General features: G+C 67.1%; 18 protein-coding genes and 1 pseudogene. 15 read left to right on the top strand and 4 right to left on the bottom strand.

Annotated features, from left to right (window positions below; translation table 11 throughout):
• Positions 1–16 precede the first annotated feature (16 nt).
• Positions 17–862, top strand: a complete 846-nt coding sequence (locus QJ043_RS00535; RefSeq protein ID WP_283722692.1) for an HAD family hydrolase — start codon at positions 17–19, stop codon at positions 860–862.
• 72 nt (positions 863–934) lie between these two features.
• Positions 935–1861, top strand: a complete 927-nt coding sequence (locus tag QJ043_RS00540; RefSeq protein ID WP_283712219.1) for a bile acid:sodium symporter family protein — start codon at positions 935–937, stop codon at positions 1859–1861.
• A 317-nt stretch (positions 1862–2178) separates the two neighbouring features.
• Here QJ043_RS00540 and eno read toward each other — a convergent pair whose 3' ends face one another.
• Positions 2179–3468, bottom strand: coding sequence for a phosphopyruvate hydratase (gene eno / locus QJ043_RS00545; protein WP_283712220.1), 1290 nt, complete (start codon positions 3466–3468; stop codon positions 2179–2181).
• Between the two features lie 362 nt (positions 3469–3830).
• On the opposite strand from eno, the gene QJ043_RS00550 reads away from it, so the two are divergent.
• Positions 3831–6353 carry a ribonucleoside-diphosphate reductase subunit alpha gene (locus QJ043_RS00550; protein ID WP_283712221.1) on the top strand — a complete coding sequence of 841 codons (2523 nt, stop codon included), beginning with the start codon at positions 3831–3833 and terminating at the stop codon, positions 6351–6353.
• A 124-nt stretch (positions 6354–6477) separates the two neighbouring features.
• On the top strand, positions 6478–7539 hold the full coding sequence (locus QJ043_RS00555) for a ribonucleotide-diphosphate reductase subunit beta (RefSeq protein WP_283712222.1): 1062 nt from the start codon (positions 6478–6480) through the stop codon (positions 7537–7539).
• Between the two features lie 155 nt (positions 7540–7694).
• Here the strand turns inward: QJ043_RS00555 and QJ043_RS00560 are convergent, their stop codons facing one another.
• Complete coding sequence (locus QJ043_RS00560) at positions 7695–8834, bottom strand: hypothetical protein (RefSeq protein WP_283712223.1); 1140 nt, start codon at positions 8832–8834, stop codon at positions 7695–7697.
• A 527-nt stretch (positions 8835–9361) separates the two neighbouring features.
• Between QJ043_RS00560 and gatC the strand changes: the two genes are divergently transcribed.
• From gatC to QJ043_RS00580, 4 genes and pseudogenes are all read left to right on the top strand, one after another.
• On the top strand, positions 9362–9670 hold the full coding sequence (gatC, locus tag QJ043_RS00565; protein WP_283712224.1) for an Asp-tRNA(Asn)/Glu-tRNA(Gln) amidotransferase subunit GatC: 309 nt from the start codon (positions 9362–9364) through the stop codon (positions 9668–9670).
• Positions 9670–11166, top strand: a complete 1497-nt coding sequence (gatA, locus tag QJ043_RS00570; protein WP_283712225.1) for an Asp-tRNA(Asn)/Glu-tRNA(Gln) amidotransferase subunit GatA — start codon at positions 9670–9672, stop codon at positions 11164–11166. Before gatC ends, gatA begins: the two co-directional genes overlap by 1 nt.
• Positions 11163–12710 (top strand): annotated as a pseudogene (gene gatB, locus QJ043_RS00575) (Asp-tRNA(Asn)/Glu-tRNA(Gln) amidotransferase subunit GatB); the annotation flags it as partial. The gene gatA and the pseudogene gatB, both read left to right, overlap by 4 nt.
• 1417 nt (positions 12711–14127) lie before the next feature.
• The gene (locus QJ043_RS00580) at positions 14128–15177 is read left to right on the top strand and encodes a hypothetical protein (RefSeq protein ID WP_283712226.1); all 1050 of its coding nucleotides are present in this window, start codon (positions 14128–14130) and stop codon (positions 15175–15177) included.
• A gap of 161 nt (positions 15178–15338) precedes the next feature.
• Here QJ043_RS00580 and QJ043_RS00585 read toward each other — a convergent pair whose 3' ends face one another.
• Positions 15339–15680 (bottom strand): YerC/YecD family TrpR-related protein, encoded by a 342-nt coding sequence (locus QJ043_RS00585; protein WP_283712227.1) that lies wholly within the window; start codon positions 15678–15680, stop codon positions 15339–15341.
• Between the two features lie 189 nt (positions 15681–15869).
• On the opposite strand from QJ043_RS00585, the gene QJ043_RS00590 reads away from it, so the two are divergent.
• The 7 genes from QJ043_RS00590 (at position 15870) to QJ043_RS00620 (ending at position 24437) form a co-directional block, all read left to right on the top strand.
• A complete protein-coding gene (locus QJ043_RS00590) occupies positions 15870–16232 on the top strand; it encodes a phage holin family protein (protein WP_283712228.1) in 363 nt (120 codons plus the stop codon).
• A gap of 79 nt (positions 16233–16311) precedes the next feature.
• Positions 16312–18351 carry a PD-(D/E)XK nuclease family protein gene (locus QJ043_RS00595; protein WP_283712229.1) on the top strand — a complete coding sequence of 680 codons (2040 nt, stop codon included), beginning with the start codon at positions 16312–16314 and terminating at the stop codon, positions 18349–18351.
• Positions 18352–18588: 237 nt separating this feature from the next.
• The gene (locus QJ043_RS00600; protein ID WP_283712230.1) at positions 18589–19038 is read left to right on the top strand and encodes a MarR family transcriptional regulator; all 450 of its coding nucleotides are present in this window, start codon (positions 18589–18591) and stop codon (positions 19036–19038) included.
• Between the two features lie 532 nt (positions 19039–19570).
• The gene (locus tag QJ043_RS00605) at positions 19571–20953 is read left to right on the top strand and encodes an NCS2 family permease (RefSeq protein ID WP_283712231.1); all 1383 of its coding nucleotides are present in this window, start codon (positions 19571–19573) and stop codon (positions 20951–20953) included.
• 121 nt (positions 20954–21074) lie between these two features.
• A complete protein-coding gene (locus tag QJ043_RS00610) occupies positions 21075–22352 on the top strand; it encodes an amidohydrolase family protein (protein WP_283712232.1) in 1278 nt (425 codons plus the stop codon).
• A 171-nt stretch (positions 22353–22523) separates the two neighbouring features.
• Complete coding sequence (locus QJ043_RS00615; protein WP_283712233.1) at positions 22524–23795, top strand: M20 family metallopeptidase; 1272 nt, start codon at positions 22524–22526, stop codon at positions 23793–23795.
• Positions 23796–23861: 66 nt separating this feature from the next.
• A complete protein-coding gene (locus QJ043_RS00620; protein ID WP_283712234.1) occupies positions 23862–24437 on the top strand; it encodes a DapH/DapD/GlmU-related protein in 576 nt (191 codons plus the stop codon).
• 76 nt (positions 24438–24513) lie between these two features.
• Here the strand turns inward: QJ043_RS00620 and QJ043_RS00625 are convergent, their stop codons facing one another.
• Positions 24514–25155: a helix-turn-helix transcriptional regulator gene (locus tag QJ043_RS00625; RefSeq protein ID WP_283712235.1), complete on the bottom strand. Its 642-nt coding sequence runs from the start codon at positions 25153–25155 to the stop codon at positions 24514–24516.
• Between the last annotated feature and the right edge of the window lie 390 nt (positions 25156–25545).

Below are 25545 nucleotides of genomic sequence, written 5' to 3' on the forward strand. Positions count from 1 at the left end.
ATGAAGGGAGCCCCGCTTGATCCGACTCGTCCTCACCGACCTCGACAACACCCTCGTCAACACGCCGGTCAGTCCCCGCCTCACGCCGTTCGCGCGCCACGCGATCCATCGGCTGCAGAAGGCCGGCGTGCGCTTCGGCCCTGCCACCGGTCGCATGCCGTGGATGCTCGACCCCATCTTTGGCGATGAGCGCGACCTCTGGGCGACGTCCGTGCAGGGCAACGGCCAGGTGGGCTACCTCGACGGCGAGAAGGTCTTCGAGCACGAGGTGGACTGGCGTACGCTCCGGAGGCTCGGAGAGTTCCTCAAGGACAAGCCGGGCGCCGTGCTCTACGCCATCGACGAGACGGACACCCTGGCGGTGGGCGGCCTCACGCAGGAGGAGCTCAACGGCCAGTACGACATCGCGTTCCGCGGCCCGGTCGTGGTGGACGAGGTGCCCGAGCGCCGCTGGGTCAAGGCCAACGTGCACTGCTTCCGCGCGCCGGGGGCGCCGGACTTCCAGCAGCTCCGCGTCCAAATGGAGGCGCTGTGCCCGGACCTGGACTTCGTCTCGCCCACGCCCGAGCCCATCCTCTGGGACATCACCAACAAGGGCCGCTCCAAAGCCAGCGGCATCCGCGAGCTGCTCGGCGTCATGGGCCTCGAGGAGGACGAAGTGGCCGTGTTCGGCGATTCCGACAACGACATCGAGATGCTCGCGGCCTTCCCGTACTCGGTGGCGGTCGCGAACGCCAAGCCGGGCGTCCTCGAGGCGGCCAACTATGCCGTGGGCTCGGTGGAGGAGGACGGCGCGGCTCGGGCGTTCCTGGAGATCGCGGAGGCCTCCGCCCGTGGCGCGCTCCCCGCTTTCCTGATGTGAAAAAGGGGACGGAGCGTTTTGTCAGGTACTACAAATCTGTATCGCAGGATCGGGGCTCTCGTTGGGTCCCACATGGCGTGGATCGCTCCCTGCTGCGTGGCGATTGGCGTGGCGTTTCCCGAGGTCTTTGCTCCGGTGCGCGCGTGGGTGCCTGCGCTCTTCGCGTTCATCACGTTCCAGGGCGCGCTCAACAACCGCTTCTCGCAGGTCGCCGCTGTGTTCCGGCGCCCGGCCTTCCTGCTGCTCCTGCTCACGATAAGCACCGTTGTCATGCCGGTGGTGGCGTATCTGTTCGCAATGCTGTGCTTTGCCAGCGACCCTGACATCGTCACCGGCGTTGTGCTCGAGTACTCGGTGCCCGTGGCCGTGGTCGCGTACCTGTGGATCGGCATGTACGGCGGCAACCGGCCGCTGGGGCTGTCGGCGATTCTCGTGTCCACCGTGCTCGCGCCGTTCACCATCCCGCTGACGCTCGAGGCCTTGATGGGCGCGCACATCCAGCTCGACGTGCCCGCCATGATGGGGCAGATGGCGTACATGATCGCGATCCCCGCTGTGCTCGGCATGGCGGTCAATGATGCGAGCCACCGGTGGGGCGACGGCTGGGGAGAGCGGCGTCTGTCGCCCGCGCTCGGCCTGGCGGCCAAGATGCTGCTCGTCCTCATCATCACCACCAACTCCACCGAGATGGCCGACTATCTGCGGCATCCCACCTGGGAGACGCTCGCCGTGTCGCTGTTCATCCTCGTGTTCGCCGCGTCCGGCTTTGTCTGGGGCCTGCTGGTGGCGCGTCGCATGCGTCGCCCGGTCGCCGACGTGGTGACGGCAACGTACGTCACGGGCATGCGCAACATCAGCGCCGGCGCGGTCATCGCGGCGCAGTTCTTCCCGGGCGCGACCGTGTTCCCTGTGATGGTGGGCACGATGTTCCAGCAGGTGCTCGCCGGCCTCATGTCGAGGCACTTGGTGCGTCTGGGCGCGGTGCCCGAGGGCGAGTAGCTGCGCCACGGAGCACGTCTCGGCGCCCCTGAGCTTGTGCGGAACCGTTTCCCCGCAGGGTTTTGCGGGCAATCGTCTCCCCGCAAGCAGACGCCGACGCAAAACCGCAGGTGACTGTCCAATTCGAGAGGAACCCTCTGCCGTTTCCCCGCAAATCGCCCCAGACTTTTGCGGAGAACCGTTTCCGCGCAGGCAGCCCGGACGCTTGGGAGAGAGCCTTCCGTCCAGGCGTGGACAAATGGCTCTCTCCCAAGCGTCCACGAAAAAGCGCCCGCCTCCCGAAGGAAGCGGGCGCCCATCAGGCGGTGCGATTTCGTTTAGCGCTTCACCACAAAGCCGTTGAGGCCGGCGTACACGGCGGCGTCGCCCAGCTCGTCCTCGATGCGGAGCAGCTGGTTGTACTTGGCGACACGGTCGGTGCGGGCCGGGGCGCCGGTCTTGATCTGGCCGGCGTTGGTGGCCACGGCGATGTCGGCGATCGTGGTGTCCTCGGTCTCGCCGGAGCGGTGGGACACGATGGTGGCGTACTTGTTGCGCTGGGCCAGGCGGATGGCCTCGAGGGACTCAGTGAGGGAGCCGATCTGGTTCACCTTGACGAGGATCGCGTTCGCGCAGTCGTTGTCGATGCCCTTCTGGAGGCGCTTGACGTTGGTCACGAAGAGGTCGTCGCCCACGAGCTGGACCTTGTCGCCGATGCGCTCGGTGAGCTTCTTCCAGCCGTCCCAGTCCTCCTCGTCCAGGCCGTCCTCGATGGAGATGATCGGGAACTCCTCGACCAGCTCGGCCCAGTAGTCGATCATCTCGTCGGACGTGAGCACGCGGCCCTCGCCCTTGAGGTTGTAGGTCTTGGTCTCGGGGTCGTAGAGCTCGGAGGTCGCCGGGTCCATGGCGATGAAGAAGTCCTTGCCCGGCTCAAAGCCCGCGGCCTCGATGGCCTTGACGATGAACTCCAGCGGCTCCTTGTTGTTCTTGAGGTCGGGAGCGAAGCCGCCCTCGTCGCCCACGCCGGTGCTGTGGCCGGAGTCCTTCAGCAGGCCCTTGAGGGTGTGGTAGACCTGCGTGGACCAGCGGAGGCACTCGGAGAAGGTCGGGGCGCCGGCCGGCACGATCATGAACTCCTGGAAGTCCACGTTGTTGTCGGCGTGCACGCCGCCGTTGAGGATGTTCATCATCGGGGTGGGGAGCACGTGCGCGTTCACGCCGCCGAGGTACTGGTACAGCGGCAGGCCCACGGACTCAGCGGCGGCGCGGGCGACGGCCAGCGAGCAGCCGAGGATGGCGTTGGCGCCGAGGGTGCCCTTGTTGTCGGTGGGGTCCGCGGCGATCAGCGCGGCGTCGATCGCGCGCTGGCAGGTGGCGTCCATGCCGATGATGGCGTCGGCGCACTCGTTGTTCACGTGGTCGACGGCAGCCAGGACGCCCTTGCCCATGTAGCGCTCGTTGTCGCCGTCACGGAGCTCGACGGCCTCGAACTGACCGGTGGAGGCACCCGAGGGAACGATGGCGCGGCCCTGCGAGCCGTCAATCAACGTCACCTCGACCTCGACGGTCGGGTTGCCGCGGGAGTCCAGAACCTCGCGGCCATAGACGTCAATGATCTCACTCATCTGTGAAGCTCCTTTCGTCGAGCCCTCTCTCGCCGGCACCCTTGCGGCCGGCACAGATTCTCAGAGTGCGGCGCGCGAACGCCCCGACCCATATCGCTGCCCATAGTAGGCGAGGAAATGGCGGGAATTCTTCTTCAGCCACAACATCCCAGAACCCTCTGAAATATCCCTTGATTTGACCATCGATGAGTGGACAACTCCGGTGCCCGGCGCTGACGGGCCCGTGGGTGGAGGAACGGCGAGCGCGGGCCCGTCTCCTGACCCAAGCCGGCTCGCCGTGGGGGCCTTCGGGCTACAATCCCTCGGATCGACGAGTCCCCGAGCGCCGGCCCCGCTGGCGCACCGCTATAGAAAGGGCACACATGGACCGGGCACTGGACGTGATCAAGCGAGACGGCCGCCGCGAGGCCTACGACGCGGCCAAGATCGTCTCGGCCATGGAACGGGCCTTCGCCGACGTGGGGGAGACGGTCTCGTCCGAGGAGCTGGAGGCCCTGCTCGCCCGGGTGGAGGACGAGACCGCACAGGCCCCCGAGGTCGAGAGGATCCAGGACGCCGTGGAGCTGGCCCTGATGGAGACCGGCCACTACGCGGTCGCGAAGTCCTACATCCTGTTCCGCCACATGCGCGCCGAGAAGCGCGCCACGCGCGTGGCGCTCGCGGCCACCATCGGCATCCCGGCCCTCGAGCCGGAGCTGCGGCGCATCCAGCGCGACTTCCCCGGTCAGGCCTACGACCTGGGGCTCCTCCTCAACAAGGTCCAGGCTGCCGTGAAGGAGGGCATGACGGCCGACCAGCGTCTCCAGGTGGCCGTCCGCGCGGCCGTGGAGCTGACCACCCAAGAGGCCCCGCGCTGGGAGTACATCGCGGGGCGCCTGTTGGCCGCGTCGCTCCGTCGCGAGCTGGACGCCCGCTGGGCCGAGCTCGGTGTGTCCGGCTACGCCGAGCGCCTCGCGTTCCTCGCGCGGCAGGGGCTCTACGGCCAGTACATCGTGGACGGCTACACACCCGAGGAGCTGGAGGAGGCCCGCACGTTCGTGGACGAGCGGCGCAACGGCCTCTTCAACTACTCCGGCCTCGACCTCTTCAGCCGCCGCTACTGCGTGCGCTCCCACGCGGGCGACCTGCTCGAGGGGCCGCAGGAGGCGTTCCTGGGCATCGCGCTGCACCTGGCGCTGAACGAGCCCAAGGACCGCCTGGCCTGGGTGCGCCGCTTCTACGACATGCTCTCGGAGATGAAGGTCACGATGGCGACGCCGACGCTCTCGAACGCGCGGCGGCCGTTCAGCCAGCTCTCCAGCTGCTTCATCGACACGGTGCCCGACAGCCTCACCGGCATCTACCGGTCCGTCTCCAACTTCGCCCAGGTGTCCAAGTACGGCGGCGGCATGGGCCTCTACCTGGGCAAGGTTCGCGCCACGGGCAGCGCGATCCGAGGCTTCCAGGGCGCGGCCGGCGGCGTGATCCGGTGGATCCGCGTGATCAACGACACCGCCGTCGCCGTCGACCAGCTCGGCGTGCGCCAGGGCGCCGTCGCCGTGTACCTCGACGCCTGGCATCGCGACCTGCCGGAGTTCCTGCAGCTCCGCACCAACAACGGCGACGACCGCATGAAGGCCCACGACGTCTTCCCGGCCGTCTGCTACCCGGACCTCTTCTGGCGCCTGGCCGAGCAGGACCTGGACCAGGAGTGGCACCTGATGGACCCGCACGAGGTCTTCCTGGCCCGCGGCTACCACCTCGAGGACTTCTGGGGCGAGGAGTGGGAGCGCCGCTACTGGGAGTGCGTGAGCGACCCGAAGATCGAGAAGCGCACGATGACGATCAAGGACATCGTCCGTCTCGTGCTCAAGAGCGCGGTGGAGACGGGCACGCCGTTCGCGTTCAACCGCGACGCCGTGAACCGCGCGAACCCCAACCCGCAGGCCGGCGTCATCTACTGCAGCAACCTCTGCACGGAGATCTGCCAGAACACGAGCGCGATCCGCTCGGTGGATCAGCAGACCGTTCAGGTGGACGGCGAGACCGTGGTCGTGACGACCACCGAGCCGGGCGACTTCGTCGTGTGCAACCTGGCGTCGCTCACGCTCGGGCGCCTGGACGTGGAGGACGAGGACGAGATGCGCGACGTCATCCGCTCCGTCGTGCGCGCCCTCGACAACGTGATCGACCTCAACTACCCGGTGCTGCCCTACAGCCACCTCACGACCGAGCGCTACCGGGCCATCGGCCTCGGCGCGTCCGGCTACCACCACATGCTGGCCAAGCGCCGGATCCCGTGGGAGAGCCAGCAGCACCTGGACTTCGCCGACGAGGTCTTCGAGCGGATCAACCGCCTCGCCATCGAGGCGTCCTGCGAGCTGGCCGAGGAGCGCGGCGCGTACCCGCTGTTCGAGGGCAGCGACTGGCAGACCGGCGAGTACTTCTCGAAGCGGCGGTACGAGTCGCCCGAGTGGCAGGCGCTGGCGGCCCGGGTGGCCGAGACGGGCGTCCGCAACGGCTACCTGCTCGCCATCGCGCCCACGAGCTCCACGTCGATCATCAGCGGCACCACCGCCGGCGTCGACCCCGTGATGGGCAAGTTCTTCCTCGAGGAGAAGAAGGGCTCGATGCTTCCGCGCGTGGCGCCGGACCTGTCGCCGGAGACCTTCTGGTCCTACAAGGCCGCCCACGTGATCGACCAGCGCTGGTCCGTGCGCGCGGCCGGCGTGCGCCAGCGGCACATCGACCAGTCGCAGTCCGTGAACCTCTACATCACCAACGACTACACGATGCGCCAGGTGCTGAACCTGTACCTCGAGGCCTGGCACGCCGGCGTGAAGACGCTCTACTACGTGCGCAGCAAGTCCCTGGAAGTGGAGGAGTGCGACTCCTGCTCGGCCTAACCCCCGTCAAAGCCGTTTGTCCACGCTTCAGCCACCTGCAGCGTGGACATTGAGCTTTGACCGAAGCGTCCACCCGATGAGTCGGCGCCCGCCGGGCGTTGACTCATAGATAAGGAGCGATCCCATGACCCTCAGCCTCGGCGATCCCATGGTGCGCAAGGCTCTCTTCAACCCCGAGGGCGACACCGACGTCCTCGCTCGCCGCATGATCGGCGGCAACACCACCAACCTCAACGACTTCAACAACATGAAGTACGGCTGGGTCAGCGACTGGTACCGCCAGGCGATGAACAACTTCTGGATCCCCGAGGAGGTCAACCTCGGCCAGGACGTCAAGGATTACCCGCTCCTGAGCGACGCCGAGCGCACCGCCTACGACAAGATCCTCTCGTTCCTCGTGTTCCTCGACTCGCTCCAGACCGCCAACCTGCCCAACGTCGGCGAGTACGTCACCGCCAACGAGGTCAACCTCTGCCTCACGATCCAGGCCTTCCAGGAGGCGGTGCACTCCCAGAGCTACTCCTACATGCTCGACACCATCTGCAGCCCCGAGAAGCGCACCGAGATCCTCTACCAGTGGAAGACCGACGAGCACTTGCTCGCCCGCAACCAGTTCATCGGCGACCGCTACAACGACTTCGTCGAGCACCGCGACACCCGCAGCTTCGTTCGCGTGCTGATGGCCAACTACATCCTCGAGGGCGTGTACTTCTACTCGGGCTTCTCGTTCTTCTACAACCTCGCGCGCATGGGCAAGATGCCCGGCTCCGCCCAGGAGATCCGCTACATCAACCGCGACGAGAACACCCACCTGTGGCTCTTCCGCAACATCATCCTGGAGCTCAAGCGGGAGGAGCCCCAGCTCTTCGACGACGTCATGGTCGGGGAGCTGCGCGCGATGATCCTCGAGGGCGTGCGCCAGGAGGCGGCGTGGGGCCGTTACGTGATCGGCGACGACATCCCCGGCCTCACCGGCGACATGGTGGAGGGCTACATCCGCTACCTCGGGTCGCTGCGGTGGCACAGCCTGGAGCTGGGCGACGAGCTCTACGGCGAGCTGCTGCCCGAGCCGGAGGACATGCGCTGGGTCTCCCAGTACTCCAACGCGAACCTCGTGAAGACGGACTTCTTCGAGGCGCGGAGCACGGCCTACGCCAAGTCGTCGGCGCTGGTGGACGACCTGTAAGCGGGCTGCAGCAGAAAGACGCTGCAGGGACGGCGGGGAAGGCCTTCTCGGAGGCGTCCGACGGGGTGCTGCAGCGGAAAAACGCTGCAGGGGCGGCCGCCATCGGCCTTGGTGGGGCGACAACTGCATCTGCGCAGCGTTTTTCTGCTGCAACGTCACCACACGAACCGGAACGTGAGCCACGCCTTGTGCGCCTCTGAGAAGCGTTTTCTGTTCACTGGCCCTTCCGGGACGCCCAGCTCTCGTTCCAATCGCCGCACCAGCGATAACGTCCGCTCTGGTGTCCGCGCCAACGCCGGTGTCACCGGGATTGCCGCGATCCCGCTCTCCTCCAAGGCGTTCAGCCGGTTCCGGTCTCGTTCGCCCGTCTCGTCTTCGGGGTGGTTCGAGGCGCTGTCGTACTCGGCCGCCACGCGTTGCTCCTCCCAGAGCAGGTCTGGATGCATGGTCTCGCGGCCGAGAATCGCGCGGCCCTCTTTGCTGAGCACCACCTCGGCATTGAGGTTCGGTCTCGGTAGCCCGGGGCCTCCCATCTCCTGCGGCAGCGAGGCAATCATTGCGAGGCCCGCTTCCCGAGGCGACCAGGCGTTGTCAAAGGCCAGGGCGAGCGCGGTCTGGAGACGGCGCGCCGCCGGCAGTCCTTCTGGAAGCTTGTTGATGTACGCAGCGAGCCGTTCGCGCGAGGTGAGCGCTGCCTCGCGACTCTTGAGGCCCCTCTTGAACTCTGGCCGCTGGTCGTACTTCCCGCAATAGGAGCAGACGAGGAGCGCCAAGTCCAGGACCGGCAGTTTTGCGGCGCGAAGCACCAGATGCAGCTCCGGGCTGCACACGAGCAGCTCGTTGGTCGCTGACCCCGCTCTCCAGAAGGACCCCGCCGGCGGCTTGAACCCGAGCACGTGCGGCGAGAGTCCCTGGACATGGTGCGCGTGCTTTCGCTCCGGCACGAGAAGCGAGAGCCGCTGGCTTGCCGTCGCGCGGGCGGCGAGGGCGGACAACACGGTCACAAACCGCTCGTGCTGGGCGTTCTTCTCGGCTGCCGTGGGCTCTGGCGCACGCTTCTTGCGTGCTATTGGCCTGGGATAGAGGCTTGCGCGGAGCCCCCGGTTCTCGAAGAGCAACCGCGAGAGGGCGGTCTCCTGCATGGGCGCCCAGGCGTTGATCTTGTCGCGCCCCTGTTTGGTGGACTGGCAGCTCCGAAAGGCATCGAGCTCCTCATCGGGGCTCGCGAACGCGTAGAACGTCATGCCGTCGCAATGGTGCAGCGCGTGGGCTGAGAGATGACAGAGGCAGTACATTGACCCTCCTCGATAGGGGAGTCCAAGGTACGTTGGACGGCACTAAACGCTGAATTGCATCTGAAGTTGTGGTGCTGACCGGCGCCCAGCGAGCGGCCAGCGGCAAGGGCTGCAGCAGAAAAACGCTGCGAGACTGCCCGAGATGGGCTCTGTGGCGTTCGAATGGCCAGCCGTGCAGCAGAAAAGCGCTGCGCCATTGGCCGAGAAGCCCGCTCGGGGTCCGACGCGCAGCTCTCTGCAGCAGAAAAACGCTGCATGCCTGCGCCTCGCTCCCCACAAATCCATAATCTTGCATCTTTAAAGGCTGTTGAAGGCATGCTCGGGTAGGGACTCGACAGCCACCGGGACCGGCCTGCGTCAAAGACGCTCGGCGCGGGCGGGTCCCGGTGCATCTCCCTGCGTGTCCCCGGCCCAAGCCCCCTCGTCAAGGCATTTGCATCTTTTGGGCGCGTTACAGCTCGCTCATCGGCCTGGGCTAGTATCGGTACCGCCGCATAAGCAAACTTCTCAGGCAAGGAGGGACGCCTATGGCGCTCAGCCAAGAGGACGTCCAGGCCATCGCCGAGTACGCCCGTATCGCCCTCGAGGGCGACGAGCTGGCTCGGATGACCGACTACCTCAACAGCGCGGTGGAGATGCTCGAGCCCATCCGCGAGTTCGCCGGATCTGCGGATCCCACGTTCCATCCCATCGGAGACCTCGTCAACGTGATGCGCCCGGACCAGGTGCGCGAGAGCCTCGACCTCGAGGAGGCGCTGTACAACGCGGCGTCAACGCAGGGGCGCTACTTCCGCGTGCCGGCGATCCTCCCTGGCACCGCTGAAGGGGGTATGTGATGCCCAACATCGACCAGCTCTCCGCGCGCGCCATCGCCGACGGCGTCCGCAACGGCGTCTGGAGCGCCACCGAGGTCGCCCAGGCCCAGCTGGACGCGACCGTCGCCCGCGACCAGGGCGTGAACGCGTTTCTCGAGATCACCTACGACCTCGCGCTCAAGACGGCCGCCGAGACGGACCGCCTCCGGGCGGCCGGCGCCAAGCTCGGGCCTTTGGCGGGCGTGCCGGTGGCCTTCAAGGACAACCTCAACATGGTTGGCAGCCACACGACCTGTGGCTCACGCATGCTCCAGTACTTCGACTCGCCCTACACGGCCACCTGCGTGCAGCGCCTGATCGACGCCGGCGCGACGCCGCTCGGCAAGACCAACATGGACGAGTTCGCCTTCGGCTCCTCCACAGAGTCCAGCCACTTCGGCCCCACCCACAACCCGTGGGAGACCAACCACGTGCCCGGCGGCTCCTCGGGCGGCTCCGCGGCCGCCGTTGCCGCCGGCGAGGCCACGGTGGCGCTCGGTTCCGACACCGGCGGCTCCATCCGTCAGCCGGCCAGCTTCTGTGGCGTCGTGGGCCTCAAGCCCACCTACGGCGCAGTGAGCCGCTACGGCGTCGTCGCCTTCGGCTCCTCGCTCGACCAGGTGGGCCCGATGGCACGCTCCGTCGAGGACGTCGCCCTCGTGATGAACGCCCTCACCGGGGCCGGCAAGGACCCGCGCGACACCACGAGCCAGGACGTGCCGGTGGACTTCCTCGAGCACCTCGAGGACCCCATCGAGGGTCGCCGGGTGGGCGTCGTGCCGGCGATGATGGAAGCCGAGGGCCTCTCGCCCGAGATGCGCCACGCGATGTACGAGGCCCGGTGCGCCCTTGAGGACCAGGGCGCCGAGCTGGTCGAGGTGGACCTGCCGTCCCTCGCCGCCGCCATCAGCGCCTACTACGTGATCGGCCCCTGCGAGGCCTTCTCGAACCTGGCGCGCTTCGACGGCGTCCGCTACGGCTACCAGGAGCCGGGCTGCGCGACGCTGGCAGAGCAGACCTCGCTCTCCCGCGCCCACGGCTTCGGTGCGGAGGCCAAGCGTCGCCAGCTGCTCGGCGCGTACCTGCTCGCCAGCGGCGTGTACGACGAGTACTACATGCCCGCGCTCGAGGCCCGCACGCTCATCACCGAGGACTACCGCGCGGCCTTCGAGCAGTGCGACGTCCTTCTGATGCCGGTCGTCCCGCGCACCGCCTTCTGGCACGGCGAGATGAGCAACCCGACGGACATGTACCTCTCGGACCTGTTCACCATCTCGAGCAACATCGCCGGCAACGGCTCCATCTCCGTGCCGCTCGGCCTCGGCCGCGACACCAAGATGCCCATCTCGGCGCAGCTCCAGGCGGCGCCGTTCCGTGACCGCACGCTGCTGACCTTTGCGCGCGCCCTCGAGCGCGCCCGCGGGACCGCCGGCTGGGTGGCCCCCGCGTTCGGCGGAAGGGAGGGGCGCCTTTCATGAGGTCGCTCACTGAGGTTCTCAAAGACTGGGAGGCCGTGATCGGCCTCGAGGTCCACACCGAGCTCACGACACTCGAGACCAAGATGTTCTGCGGTTGCCGCCTGTCCCATGGCGACGAGCCCAACCAGGACGTCTGCCCCGTGTGCCTGGGCATGCCCGGTGCGCTGCCGGTGCCCAACAAGGATGCCATCCGGTCGATCGTGAAGGCGGGTCTCGCCACCAACTGCGAGATCATGGAGCGGTCGATGTTCTACCGCAAGCACTATTTCTATCCTGATATGGCCAAGAACTTCCAGACCACCCAGGGCCCCGTGGCGTTCTGCATGCACGGGCACCTCGACCTCGAGGTGACGGGCGAGGGGGCCGCCGAACGGCCGCGCGACTCCAAGAATGTCACCTGGACGGGCGACGCCTACGAGACGGACATCCGCATCCTCCGCATCCACATGGAGGAGGACGCCGCCAAGATGGTCCACGTGGGCGGGGAGGAGGGCCGCATCGCGAGCGCGACCGAGTCGCTCATCGACTACAACCGTTGCGGCACACCGCTCATCGAGCTGGTCACCGAGCCGGACCTCCGCACCCCGGAGGAGGCGCGCCTCTTCATGGAGAAGCTGCGCCGCATCTTCCTGACGCTCGGCATCTCCGACTGCTCGATGGAGAACGGCTCGATGCGTTGCGACGGCAACGTGTCGCTGCGCAAGCGCGGGAGCAAGGAGCTGGGCACCAAGACCGAGCTCAAGAACATCAACTCCTTCAAGTCGCTGCACGACGCCCTGGAGTACGAGATCCGTCGCCAGGCCGACGTGCTCGAGGCCGGCGGCACCGTGGCCCAGGAGACGCGCCACTGGGAGCCCTCCAAGAAGCGCACCGTGGTGATGCGCGTCAAGGAGACCGCGGACGACTATCGCCTGTTCCCGGATCCGGACCTGGCGCCGTTCGACCTTTCCCGCGCGTTCGTGGACGACTGCCGCGCCGAGATGCCCGAGCTGCCGGACGCCAAACGCGACCGCTACGTGAAGAACCTCGGCATCAAGCGTGCCGACGCCGCTCTGATCGCGAGCGACCCCGCCACGGCCGAGTACTTCGAGAAGGCCGTCGATGCGGCCGCTACGGAGGCCGGGCCCAAGGCCGCAGCCACCATCGCGAACCTCGTGGTCAACGAGCTGGCCGCGCTGGTGAAGAACTTCGACGGCGGCTTTGCCGAGAGCCCCGTGAGCGCCGCGCACCTGGCGACGCTGGCGTCGATGCTTGCCAAGGGCGAGGTCAGCTCCACGGCCGGTCGCGAGGTGCTCGCCGCCGTGGCCGAGACGGGCAAGGCGCCCGAGGCCATCGTCGAGGAGCGCGGGCTGCGTCAGGTGACGGACGACGGGGCGCTCGCGCCGATTGTGGCCGAGGTCATGGCGGCCTGCCCCGACCAGGTGCGCCAGTTCCGCGACGGCAACGCCAAGGTGGTCGGGTTCCTCGTGGGCCAGTGCATGAAGCGGGCGAAGGGCCAGGGCAACCCCAAGCGGTTCAACGAGCTGCTGGTGGAGGCCATGAGCGCCGAGCCGGCGGAGGCGAAGAAGCCCGCCGAGCCCAAGGCAGAGCCGAAGACGACCGAGGTCAAGACGGAGCCGAAGACGACCGAGGCCACGGCGCCCGCTCCCGCGAAGAAGGCTCCGGCCAAGAAGTCGACCGCGAAGAAGCCTGCCGCGAAGGCTGCTCCCGCCAAGGTCGAGGACGCGAAGACGGCGGCCGACGTCAAGGCCGCTAACGCCGACAAGGCCGCCGCCGAGACGGTCGAGGCTCCGGCCAAGGAGTCAACGCCGGAGTCGGCCAAGAAGCCCGCGGCTCGCAAGCCCGCCGCCAAGCCCGCCGCGAAGAAGGCCACCACTCGCGCGGCCGCATCCAAGAAGACCGTCGAGAAGGCGACGTCCACGGCCGTCAAGACGCAGAAGGCGCAAGCGCAGGTCGCCTCTGCGGCGGCCGAGGTCAAGGCCGCGAAGGATGTCGAGCCCAGCGGCGAGGCCACCGAGGCGTCGGTGAAGACCCCGGCCAAGAAGACCGCGACGCGCAAGGCCCCTGCCAAGAAGGCCAATGCCGTCGAGGACACCAAGGCGACCGCAGGGGCCAAGAAGACTGCGGCGCCCGCGAAGAAGGCCACGGCGACCAAGACCGCTGCGCGGAAGGCGCCTGCGAAGAAGACCTCCGCGAGCAAGTCGGCCGGCGCAAAGACCTCGACTGCGAAGGCAACCGCTGCGAAGGCAACCGCTGAGTCGGCGGGCGCTGACGAGCCGAAGCGCACGCCCGCGCCCGCGAAGAAGGCCGACGCCACGAAAACGGCTCCCAAGACGACCACGACGGCGCGCAAGCGCTCGTAGGAGCCCGATGGTTTGAAGAGGCGCCCACCTCGTCCTCGGGGTGGGCGTCTCGTTTTGACCGGTGTCGCAACGTGCCGAGGGGGTCCCGGCCTTGCGCGGTGCGAGACCTGCGGCTGTTTGGCTCGTCGTGCGCCGTTCGTCTCGGCGACGTGCCCCGAATCGACGTTCTCGCGCCGATGGGTCGATAGGGTGCAAACTGTTCGATCCTTTGCCGCGTGGGGCTGCTCTTACGGCTCGGAATGCCCCTCTGTGCCCGTTCCTCGCCGATACGGGGTAAACCATTGAGCTCGTTGCCCCGTTTGGGGCATCTCGCGCGAAACCTCCGATTCGGGGCACCCCCCGCGCTCCCGTTGCCTGGCCTGCGAGCCGCGCGCTCGCGTGAAGCCCTCGGTTCAAGGCGCGCCCGGCGTCAAGCCTCTCAGCTGTGCGGGTTTTGTGGGCTCTTTGGCGCGGGGTCGCGGGCCCCGATGGGCAGCGGGTTGCTGTTCGGGCTTCCATGCTGGTCGGTGACAGAACCTGCGGCCCGGTGACAGCTTTTGTCGGATTGATGGGACGCGTCGGGCAGACCCTGTGACGGCTTCTTTGGCAGGGTCGTCCCATGGATATGGTGATCTCACACGAAACAGCATTGCAGGCGGTCCGTCGTGGCGCGGTCGTTGGGGCGGAGGCGCCGTGCCCTGCGCTGCCGGAGAAGATTGGCGTTGAGGCGCTCCGGAGGGCGCGTCGCGCGCTCATCGAGGCCGGCCTTCTCGACCATGGTCAGACGATGCACGTGCTCCTCATGCCCGGTCAGAACCGCTCCCGGTGCCGCGGGGTCCAGACCCATCGCTGGACCGCTGACCGCCCGTTGCCCCTGAGAGAGCTTGGATGGGTGGGGCAGCCCGGCTCGGAGGGTGCCGTCCACCTGTTCATCGTTGACCCGAGGTTGCTCTTCGTTGAGATGGCGGCGTGCCTGTCCGATGTGAGCGCCATCCTCCTGGGATGGGAGCTTTGCGGCCGCTATGGCAAGGTGCTCCCAAACGACCCACGCGTGGGGCTGCGAGGGCGCGGGTTCGCCGCGCGCGATCCGCTCGTCACGCGCAAGGACCTCGAGTTGTTCTTGGCCTCGTTCCCGTCTGGCTTGGCCGGGGCCCGACGCGCACGACGCGCCGTGCGGTTCGTACAGGACCGCGCCCGTTCCCCGATGGAGGCCGCCGTGGCGCTCCTTCTGCTCGCGCCCGCTCGCATGGGCGGGTTCGGTCTGCCAGCCCCCTTGGTGAACGTCAGAATCCCCCTGAGGCCAAGGGCCGGCGCCCTCACGCGGGAGCCCTTCTTCGAGGTCGATCTCTGCTGGCTCGAGCGTCGCGTCGTGGTGGAGTACAACGGGTTCGATTTCCACGACGGGGATCCGTCCAAGAGGGCCGCGGCTCGCGACGCCTTGCGGCGCAACGAGCTCCAGCAGCGCGGTGTCCGTGTGATTCAGCTCACGGGCACGGACGTTATGGATCCCGTGCGGTTCGAGCTCCACGCCCAGAACATCGCGCAGGCCCTGGGATGGCGGTTGCGCCTGGAGGCCAAGGGCTGGGCCGAGAGGTTCCGGGAGCTCCATGCGGCCGTCATGGGCCTTGAATACGTGCCGCCGCTGGACTGCGACGACGCGATCATGTGAGGCGTGCCCCGGATCGGCCTCTTCGCGCGGGCCTCCAAGAAGTGGGTAAACCATCGCACCTTTTGCCTCGGACGCGCTCTTTTGCGGCAGCCGGTGCGGAAGTTTGCCGTGTAGGCGCCGATGCGGGGTCAACAGTTGCGCGATGTGCCCCGCATACGCCGCTACGCGCCAAGCTGCTGATTCGGGGCGCCCCGATCGTCGTCCTCGAGGTCCAGCGCCTTCACCACGGGCGCATAGCCGCCCTGGCCGGACGCGAGCGTCCGCGACACACGGCTCACCGTTGTGGAGGAGGCCCCGGTGGCCTGTTGCACCTGGGTGTACGTCCGGCCTGCGGACAAGAGCCGAGCGACGCGCAGCCGGCGGGCCATCTCCGTCACCTCGCGGGGTGTGCAAAGGTCGCTCAGCAAAGCGATGGCCTCTTGGCGCGTGTTCACGACCGCCATTGCTGCCGCGAGGAGCTTGAGGTCGGAATCGAGCGCTGAGCCTACGTCCGGTTTGTCCATAGATAACCGCCCGTTTCGTGGTTTTGGCTTACTTTAAATCAACAAGGCTGTTGAATATTCGAGAAACCATAGACGGACGGAATCGGTCCTTTGTCGGGGCGCGAGCGCCCTCGCGTTCCCGCGCACGGCTGGGTACGAGAAATGAGAACATCGCACCACCGGCAGGCTGACCGACAAAGGGGGGACGCCATGGCGTTCTTGGGAGAGTGGCTCGTCACGTTCGTCGCGACCATATGCGCGGTGAACCTCGTGCCCGGCATCGTGTCCGTGGGCGGCTGGGTGGGCCCTTTGGCCTGCGCCCTGGTGCTGTCGCTCATCAACATGTCCATCAAGCCCATCCTTCAGGCCATCGGGCTTCCGCTCAGCGTGTTGACGCTCGGGCTCTTCTACCTGATCGTGAACGCGCTTTTGCTGGAGCTCTCCAGCTGGCTCTCGTTCACGGTGCTCGGCGTCGGCATCTTCATCCAGAGCTTCTGGTCCGCGTTCCTCGGCGCGATCATCATCTCGCTCGTGAGCACGATCATCTCGGCCATCACCGGCCTGGGCAAGTAGAGTGCCCGAATCGGAACCACAGGCCCTCTCCTGGCGCGCCCGTGGGCTCGCGCGGCTTTTTGTGCGCTGTGCCGAGGAGGTGCTGCGACTCAAGGAGCTGGGCGGTGACTGGCCGTTGGACGACCCTGCCGCGCCCCGGAGCGGCGTCGGCTTGGCACGTTGTGCGGCGTCCTGCGACTGGTCGTGGTGGCCCCCGACGGGGCTCGTGGACTTCCTGCTGAGCCCGCTCAGTGGGTTGCAGCCCGGTGTGGCTTGGCGCCTCGACGCGCAGTGGCGGGGCGATCGCTCGCTGTCGCCCAAGCGTGTGTTGGCTCGGCTCGGCTCGGTGGCCCGTGCCGAGGGGAACCCCTCGCTCGCGACCGCCGTCGCGTGTCTCGAGAAGGGGCGCATCGGAGCGGCGGCCGGCAGGCTGCTCGAGACGGTCGAGGACCCCGAGGCTCGCGCGGCCCTGGAGGCGGTCGCGCAGGTGGCCACCGAGCTTGCTGCGGACCACGTCACCGTGAGGACCGTGGGCGCGGAGGGCCTGGCCTCGGCGTTCCAGGCGGCGCTGGACGCATGGCCGGTACGGTATGCGGACGCTCCGGTGCTTGCGGCCGGGACGCCGGCTGTTGAGGCAACGACCTCGCCGCTGCCTGCGTCATTCCTGGTGACCCCTTCTCCGGGCACGGAGGCTTGGACGCTGTCGGCGTCGCAGATCGAGTCGTACCTCGAGTGCCCGGGGAAATGGTTCGCGCTCCGCCGTCTCAAGGTTGGCGGCATTGACGCGGACGTCACGCCCCTGCAGGTGGGCACGTTCTCGCACCGCGTCCTGGAGCTGTGGGGCCAGGGGCTGTGGGGCGATAGCGACGCGGTGGCCAGTGTGCTCGAGACGGACGGCGGGGCCGTTCCGGAGCCGTTGGGGTCGTTGCCGCTGGACGAATGCGGTCGCGCGGCGTCCCGGGCATGGCTCGGCCGTTGCTGGGACGCGCACCTGGCCCATCAGGTGCTGTCCTGCCGCAGGGTCCAAGACCAGGCGCTGACCCCGCACACGGTCGGCGAGCTGGAGCGGCTGCTCGGGTCGGTGGGTCCGGACATCGACCGCGCGGCGGCCTTCGTCGCATCGTTTTGCGAGGTCTCGCCCTCGGGTTTCGAGGTGCGCTTCGGCCGGGGAGAGCAAGGCTCCACGCCCCACTATGCCGGCGTGCCGGTCGTGGGGTCCGCGGACCTGCTCTTGCGGGACGCCGACGGGCGCATCCTCGTGGTGGACTACAAGCACCGGAGCGACGTGACCGAGGAGTACGCGGCGTCGGCTGCTGCCCCGCGCCACATCCAGTCGCTCCTCTATGCGTCCGTGCTGGGTCGAGAGCCATTCTGTGGGGACTCGGCTGCTGCGCTGTTCCTTGGCATCGGGGACCCGTGCCACGTGGCGGGCACGAGCGCGGACGCCGTGCTCGCGGAGCTGCCGACCGACGAGGCCGTCGAGGGCGTTCCGGACTTCCCCGAGACGTGCGAGAGGGTCGAGCGCGCGGTCGCCGAGCGCGTGCAAAGCCTCCTGGCGGGCGACGTGGCACCCGACCCGCGTGACGCCGAGGCGTGTCGTTACTGCCCGGCCCTTGAATGCCCGCGCCGACTGGGCTCGCGGCCGTCCGCGACTGCTGACGACCCCGCGTCGGTGCTGCTGCCGCTGGTGCACGTGATGGCCCAGCCGGCCGACACGCGCGCCGGGCTGTACCCGCTCCTGACCGGCCCGCTCTTTGGGCTCTCGGATGCGGACCTGCTCGTGCTCGCGACCGGCACCTGCGAGGAGACCGGGCTCCCTCAGGCGCGACGCTTGGACCGCGGCGTGCTGGCCGGGGAAGCGGGATTGCCAGCAGGGGCGAATCCAAGCCGGTGCGTGCGCCACGCCCTTGCGGTTCTCGGGCCCGTGCTGGGACGCACGGCTCCGGCACCTGTGTCCCGGCGCGTCGCGGACGTGCTGGCGCGGTCCACGTGGCTCGGCGGACTGGACGAGGAGGCCCGCGGGCGCGTCTTGGACGCCCTTGCGGCTCTTGACGCGCACGAAGGGTCCGGCCATGGCGTCGTCACGGCGCCTGCGGCCCTTGCGGCATGGCTTGAGCGCACGCGCGAGACGCGTCCGTAGATTTCGGTTGGAAAACCAAAAAAACCTGACAGTGAGGCCTACCGTTTGGGCAAAGAGTGTCTTAAAATGCTCTGAAGCAGCTGGGCAACCGGTTTTCATTGGCGACCAATTGGCATACGTGGAAGCATGGGAACCGCTAACCCACAGGTGAGCAACCACATATCGAGAAACACCGCTCTGTTATGTTAGGATGCTATACATTCATGTAGAGCTATCCCTAAAAGGAGAGGGGGAGAGATGACGACCGAACAGCTACCGGACGACGCCGGGCAGTCCATGCGTCTCATCGTCGAGGGCACGCGCCTCCTGACCACTAGAATCCCGCTTCTCTTCGAACGGCGCACCGAGGGCATCACCTACCGTCAGTGGGAGGCCCTCAAGGTGATCCTCTCGGCCCGCACGCCCGAGATCTCGCTCTCCGACATCACGTCGTTCATGGGGTACAGCCGCCAGAACGTGAAGAAGCTCGTGGCCGGCCTCGAGAAGGCCGGCTATGTGACCCTTGAGCCGTCGCACATCGATGGTCGCGCGCTCCGGGTAGAGGCCACGCGCAAGGCCCGTTCGGCCGCGCCCGCGCTCGAGGCGGCCGAGCAGCGCATGCTCGGCGAGCTGTTCTCCGGCGTGGAGGACGAGGACCTCTCCACCGCTGGGCGCGCGATGAGCCGGATGATCTCCAACGTGAGCTAGCCCTCCGGCACAGAGAGCCGAGAAGAGCCCCCGCCTGCGGGGGCTTTTTGCTGCCAAGTGAGCAAACAAAAAGTCTGGTTCCTGGGCGCGGAACGACAAGCCCCGCAGTGCGGCGCTCTGCCCGTGTGCCTCTTCCGGCGAACGGTGTCGAGGCATCGTCAAGCGGAGCACCGCCAGATTACGGCGTGCGTCGTATACAAGGAAACATGCAGGTATAAAGACGGACAATTCCTGTATTCAGCACAAATGCCATAACTAAACGCTTAAGGAAAACTGAGATACCGCTGAGCCCCTCATTTTCGACCGGTTGGCCGGGTCGGCGCAAAAGAGCGGAGGTCTTTGGAATACAACCCCTGTCAAGAACAAACGATTTGTTTGTTTCTTTCAACTCCATTTCGATCTCTGTCATGAGTCCCAAAGGAGGTGGCACCGGCCGGAAGGCCCATCGGTCACGACGCGCCCGCGGCGCGCCAGCAGACAGGACGGGCCAGCAGAGACGAAAGACCGTCAAGCATCAGTGTTAGGAAGCGCCATGGAAGAGAAACTGGACAAGTTCTTCCACCTCACCGAGCGTGGAACCACCGTCAAGACCGAATGTCTCGCCGCCCTCACCACCTTCGTCACGGTGGCCTACGTCCTTGCGGTGAACCCGTCCGTCCTTGCCGACACCGGCATGGACCAAGGCGCGCTGTTCACGGCCACGTGCCTCGTCTGCATCATCGGCACGCTGCTGATGGGCTTCATCACCAACTTCCCGTTCTTCCTCGTGCCGTCGATGGGCCTGAACGCGTACTTCGCGTACACCATCGTCATCGGCATGGGCTACACGTGGCAGATGGCCCTGGCCGCGGTCGTGGTCGAAGGCGTCGTGTTCGCCGTCATCTCCCTCACCAAGCTGCGCGACCTGCTCGCCGACGCCATCCCGCTGGCCCTCAAGAAGGCCATCACCGCAGGCATCGGCCTCTTCATCACGATCATCGGTCTCAAGGGCTCCGGCCTCTTGCAGCCCAACGAGAGCACCTACGTCTCGATGATCTCCTTCAACGGCACCGTGCAGAGCGGCACCTTCTCCACGATGGGCATCTGCGCGCTCCTCGCCCTCGTCGGCATCATCGTGACCGCCATCCTCATGGCCAAGAACGTCAAGGGCAACATCCTGATCGGCATCCTCGTCACCTGGGTGCTCGGCATGCTCTGTGAGGCCACGGGCATCTACGTCCCGAACCCCGAGCTTGGGTACTACACGCTGTTCCCGGACTTCTCCAACGGGGTCGCCATCCCGTCCATGGCTCCCATCGCCTTCGCTGCCGACTTCTCCGACTGGGCCACGGTGGGCTTCGTCGCGGTCGTCATCGCCATCCTGTTCGCCTCCATCTTCGACACCCTCGGCACCCTGATCGGCACCGCCACCAAGGCCGGCCTCGCCGACAAGGAGGGCAACATCCCGGGCATCGGCGGCGGCCTGCTCGCCGAAGCCATCACCACCGTCATCGCCGGCTTCCTCGGCTGCAGTCCCACCTGTGTCGCCGTCGAGTCCAACGCCGGCGTCGCCGAGGGCGGCCGCACCGGCCTGACCGCCGTCTTTGGCGCCGTGTTCTTCTTCATCGCGCTCTTCCTGAGCCCGATCTTCCTCGCCATCCCGTCCTTCGCGACCGCTCCCGCGCTCGTCATCGTCGGCTTCCTGATGATCGGCGCCTGCTGTGCGATCAACTGGGACGACCCGTGCGAGGGCGTGCCCGCGTTCGTGACCCTCGTCGCCATGCCGTTCTTCTACAGCATCGCCGAGGGCGTCTTCCTGGGCGTCATCTCCTACACCCTCATCAACGCGTTCGCCGGCGGCGAGAAGGCCAAGAGCATCAGCCCGCTCCTTTGGGTGCTCTGCGTGCTCTTCATCATCAAGTACTTCTTCATCTAACGGCTTCCGGGATCAATGACTCGGGTTCCCCGGCCCCGGGCCCGTCAAGGATCGGGGTCGGGGGACGTCCCAGACCAGGACAACTCTCGCGCTCAATGTCACACAGAAAGGCGCATCAGCAATGAGTGACAAGACCTTCGCCATCAAGGGCAACATCATTTGGAGCAAGGATCCCCAGACCCTCAACATCGTCGACGACGGCTACCTGGTGGTTCAGGACGGCATCTCGCAGGGCGTCTTCGAAGAGCTGCCCGAGCAGTTCGCCGACGTCGAGGTCAAGGACTACTCCGGCAAGCTTGTGATGCCAGGAATGACCGACCTTCACCTGCATGCGCCCCAGTACGCCTTCCGCGGGGTGGGCGGCGACATGGAGCTGCTCGACTGGCTCAACACCTACACGTTCCCCGAGGAGTCCAAGTACGCGGACCTCGAGTACGCGGACAAGGCCTACACCATCTTCGCCGACGACCTGAAGGACAGCCCGACCACCCGCGCCGTCGTGTTCGGCACGCTCCATGTGCCCGCCACCGAGCTCTTGATGGACAAGCTCGAGGAGACCGGCCTCAAGACCATGGTGGGCAAGGTCAACATGGACCGCAACAACAACCCGGAGCTCGACGAGTCCACCGAGGAGTCCATGGCGGCCACGAAGCAGTGGCTCGCCGACGTCAAGGAGAAGGGCTACAAGAACACGCAGCCCATCCTGACGCCGCGGTTCACGCCCAGCTGCACGGACGAGCTGATGGCGTGGATCGGCGACCTCAAGGAGCAGGAGGACCTGCCGCTGCAAAGCCACCTCTCCGAGAACCGCACCGAGGGCGCATGGGTCAAGGAGCTCGCCCCGTGGGCGCCCACCTACGGCGACACCTACAAGCACTTCAAGCAGCTGGACGGCAAGCCGGCCATCATGGCCCACTGCGTGTGGTGCCCGCCCGAGGAGGTCGAGATCCTCAAGGAGACCGGCACGTACGTGGCCCACTGCCCCAACTCCAACGCGTACCTCTCGAGCGGCATCGCCCCTATCCGCCACTATCTGGACGAGGGCATCAACGTGGGCCTCGGCACTGACATCGCCGGCGGGCCCGAGCTCAATATGTTCACGGTGATCGAAGAGGCGCTCAACGATTCCAAGCTGCGCTGGGTCTACGTGGACGAGAGCCTCAAGCCGCTCTCGCTGCCCGAGGGCTTCTATCTGGCCACCGTGGGCGGCGGTTCCTACTTTGGCAAGGTGGGCTCGTTTGACCCGGGCTACGAGGCCGACGTGCTCGTGCTGGACGACTCCGACATCAAGACGCCCATCGACTACGGGACCGAGCAGCGCATCGAGCGCTACGTGTACAACGCGCAGGACGGTGGCAAGGTCGAGGCCAAGTTCGTCGCCGGCGAGCAGATCTTCTAACTGCCCGCGAGGCAGCGTCGCCGAGCGTCTCTCGGGAGGGGTGGCTTGACGGCCCTCCCGTCACGCGAGAGCCGGGTCCCTCGGGGCCCGGCTTTTCGCGACGCAGGCGTCGCGCGCCCGCTGCGGTGGGACACTGGTGCCGTACCCGTTCGTCCCTCCAAGGAGGAGACCATGACAGATGTCGTCGCCCTGACCCAGCAGCTCGTTCGTATCGACAGCTCCGACCCCGGAGCCTACGAGGGCGAGATCGGGGCCTGGCTGCACGGGTGGCTCAAAGAGGCCATCGAGCGTCAGGGGCTCGGCGATGTGGCGACGCTGCGGACCCTCGAGGCGCTCCCCGGGCGCCGCTGCCTGATGGCCACGATCCCCGGCCGTGCCCAGGACGCGCTCGCGCTCGTGTGCCATCAGGACACGGTGACGCTCGGGGACGGCTGGAGCGAGGGCGTGGACCCTGTGGGCGGCGACGTGCGCGACGGTCAGCTCTGGGGTCGCGGCGCCTGCGACATGAAGGGCGGCATGGCCTGTGCGTTGCTCGCCTTCAAGGACGCGCTGGCCGAGACCGGCCGTCGGCGGTGGGAGGCGACGGCCCACGGTGCCTGCGCCTGTGGGCGCGACGAACAGGAACTTGCCGGTGAGGCTGCGTTCGAAGGAGCCGAGCCGTGGCTCCCCGAGCGCCCGCTCAAGCTGATCCTCACCGTGGACGAGGAGGACTTCATGCGCGGCATCGAGGCCGCGATCGACGCCGGCTGGGTGGGGGAGCGCGACTGGCTGCTGGACACCGAGCCCACCGACGGCAAGGTGCGCGTGGCCCATAAGGGACGCCTGTGGTTCGAGTTCCATGCCGAGGGTGTCACGGCCCACGCGAGCACTCCCTGGCGTGGCGCGGACGCCGTGGCCGCGATGGCTCAGGCCATCGTGAGCCTGCGCACGTCGGTGCTGGCATTGCCCGAGCACCACGAGTTGGGGCGCACCACGATCACCTTTGGACAGATCGAGGGGGGCTACCGCCCGTACGTGGTGCCCGACCAGTGCCGCTGCTGGGTGGACGTGCGGCATGTGCCACCGGCATCGTCCCAGCTGCTGAAAGGCCTTGCCGACGAGGCCTGCCGGACCGCGATGGAGGCCGTTCCTGGCACCGACGTGACCTACACGGTGACCGGCGACCGGCCGCCCGTGGAGCGCGACCCGGAGAGCGGGCTGGTCTCGGCCTTGGAGCGCGCCGCGGAGCAGGTGACCGGGGCGGCCGCGCCCATCGACGTGTTCACCGGCTACACGGACACGGCGGTGTGTGCGGGCCTCAACGGGAACCGCGAGATAGCCAGTTACGGCCCAGGCTCGCTGGAGGTGGCGCACAAGCCGGACGAGCACGTGCCGGTGCAGGACCTGCAGCGAGTGGCGGCGGTGTTCAAGCGCCTGGTGCTGGACGTCTGCTTCGATCAGTAGCGGGAGCGGGGGCGCCGGTCCCTGCTGCGCGCACCGTGCCCCATAGGGGGCAGCGAAGGAGGATTCATGGACATTCGAGAGTTCCGCGACTTGGTGACGAGCGGCCGACCGATCGAGCCGGGCACCCCGGCTCAGGCCTTCATGCGCGCGGTGTGCCAAGAGACCACGCGACTGGCCATCGAGCTCAACACCGTTTACCACACGCCCGACGAGGTGCGCCGGATCTTCTCCCAGATCATCGGCGAGCCGGTGGACGACAGCTTCCTGCTCTTCCCGCCGTTCAACGTGGACTTTGGCCGGGACACCCATGTGGGCGCGGGCGTGCTGGTCAACTCCGGCTGCTTCTTCCAAGACCAGGGCGGCATCACGTTGGAGGACGGCGTGCTCATCGGGCAGCGCGTCACCATCGCCACGGTCAACCACCCTATGAACGCGCAGCAACGCGCCAATCTGTTGCCCAAGCCGGTGCGCATCTGCAAGAACGCGTGGATCGGCTCGTGCGCCACCATCTGTCCAGGAGTCACGGTGGGCGAGGGCGCGGTGGTGGCGGCCGGCGCCGTGGTGCCCAAGGACGTGCCGCCCCTGACGGTGGTCGGCGGAGTGCCGGCGAAGACGGTCCGGCAGATTCAGCCGGGGGAGTAGGGAGCACGGTTCGGGTCACGGCCGGCTCGGGGTCGATCGCGCTGCATCCCTTCTGCGGTCGGCTCCGAGCCGGCCGCTATGCCGTCCCCTTCTTTGCCTCATCTATATATGAGTACAGGGTGTACTTGGAGATGCCAAAGAACTCGCACACCTTGGGCCCGCTCTTGGTGACGAGGAACGCGCCGCTCTCGTTCAGGAACCCGATCGCCTTGACCTTGTCCTCCCGGGTCATGAACGCGACCGGCTTGCCCACGAGCCGCACCGACTGCTCGATCAGGTTGTCGAGCAGGTCGCTCACCGAGTTGGGGATCTCCACGGGCTTCTCGCCGCCCTGGTGGTCCGTGATCGAGGCGATGGTCTCGGACGCGGCCAGCAGCAGCGTGATGTCGAAGTTGATGCCGAACACGGCCACCGGCAGCCCGTTCTCGTCCCGGTAGAAGATCGTCGTGGACTTGAGGGTGCGGCCGTCCTCCGTGCGCGTGAGGTACGCGAGCCGGTCCTGGAGCTCCGGTGTGTCGTGCTGGAGCGCCTTGAGCACCACCTCGGAGGGCCCGTCGCTCACGGAGCGGCCGGTCACGTGGCCGTTCTCGAGGGTCACGATGGTGCTCTCATGCTCGGCGGCCGTGAGGTCGTGGACCACCACCTCGCAGTTGCTGCCGAACTCCGCGGCGACGCCCGCTGCGAGGTGCTTGAGGAAGTCCAGGTGCCGCTGTTCCATCGTCAACCGCCTCTGTTCCACGGGCACTGCCCGTGCTCCGTCATTTGTTTGGCAACCATACTATCGAAGAGCGAAACAAAAGGTTTTTTGAAAAACAAACCGTTTGGCGAACGGAGTGATACCGTCGGCCGGGCGGCGGCTGGCCTTTCAGGGCGCGCTTGGACATCGTGTACCAGGCGTGCGACCTCAGATTGGACAGCTGGGGCTCCGCTCACACCTCAAAACGACCGGCCACCGATCGGGAGAGGGGAGCCGGCCGTTCCTATAGCATGATTGGTACTGACAAAAAGTCAGGTTCGCATCCTGAGTGTCTAGGAAACCGGTGGCGTTTCGGCGTCCAGGCGCCGTAGTCCGCGAGAGCGGGCACCTGGCCGGGAGGGCATGAGAGGG

Origin of the sequence: Kribbibacterium absianum (assembly GCF_030067705.1) — a bacterium.
Taxonomy (GTDB): domain Bacteria; phylum Actinomycetota; class Coriobacteriia; order Coriobacteriales; family Atopobiaceae; genus Kribbibacterium; species Kribbibacterium absianum.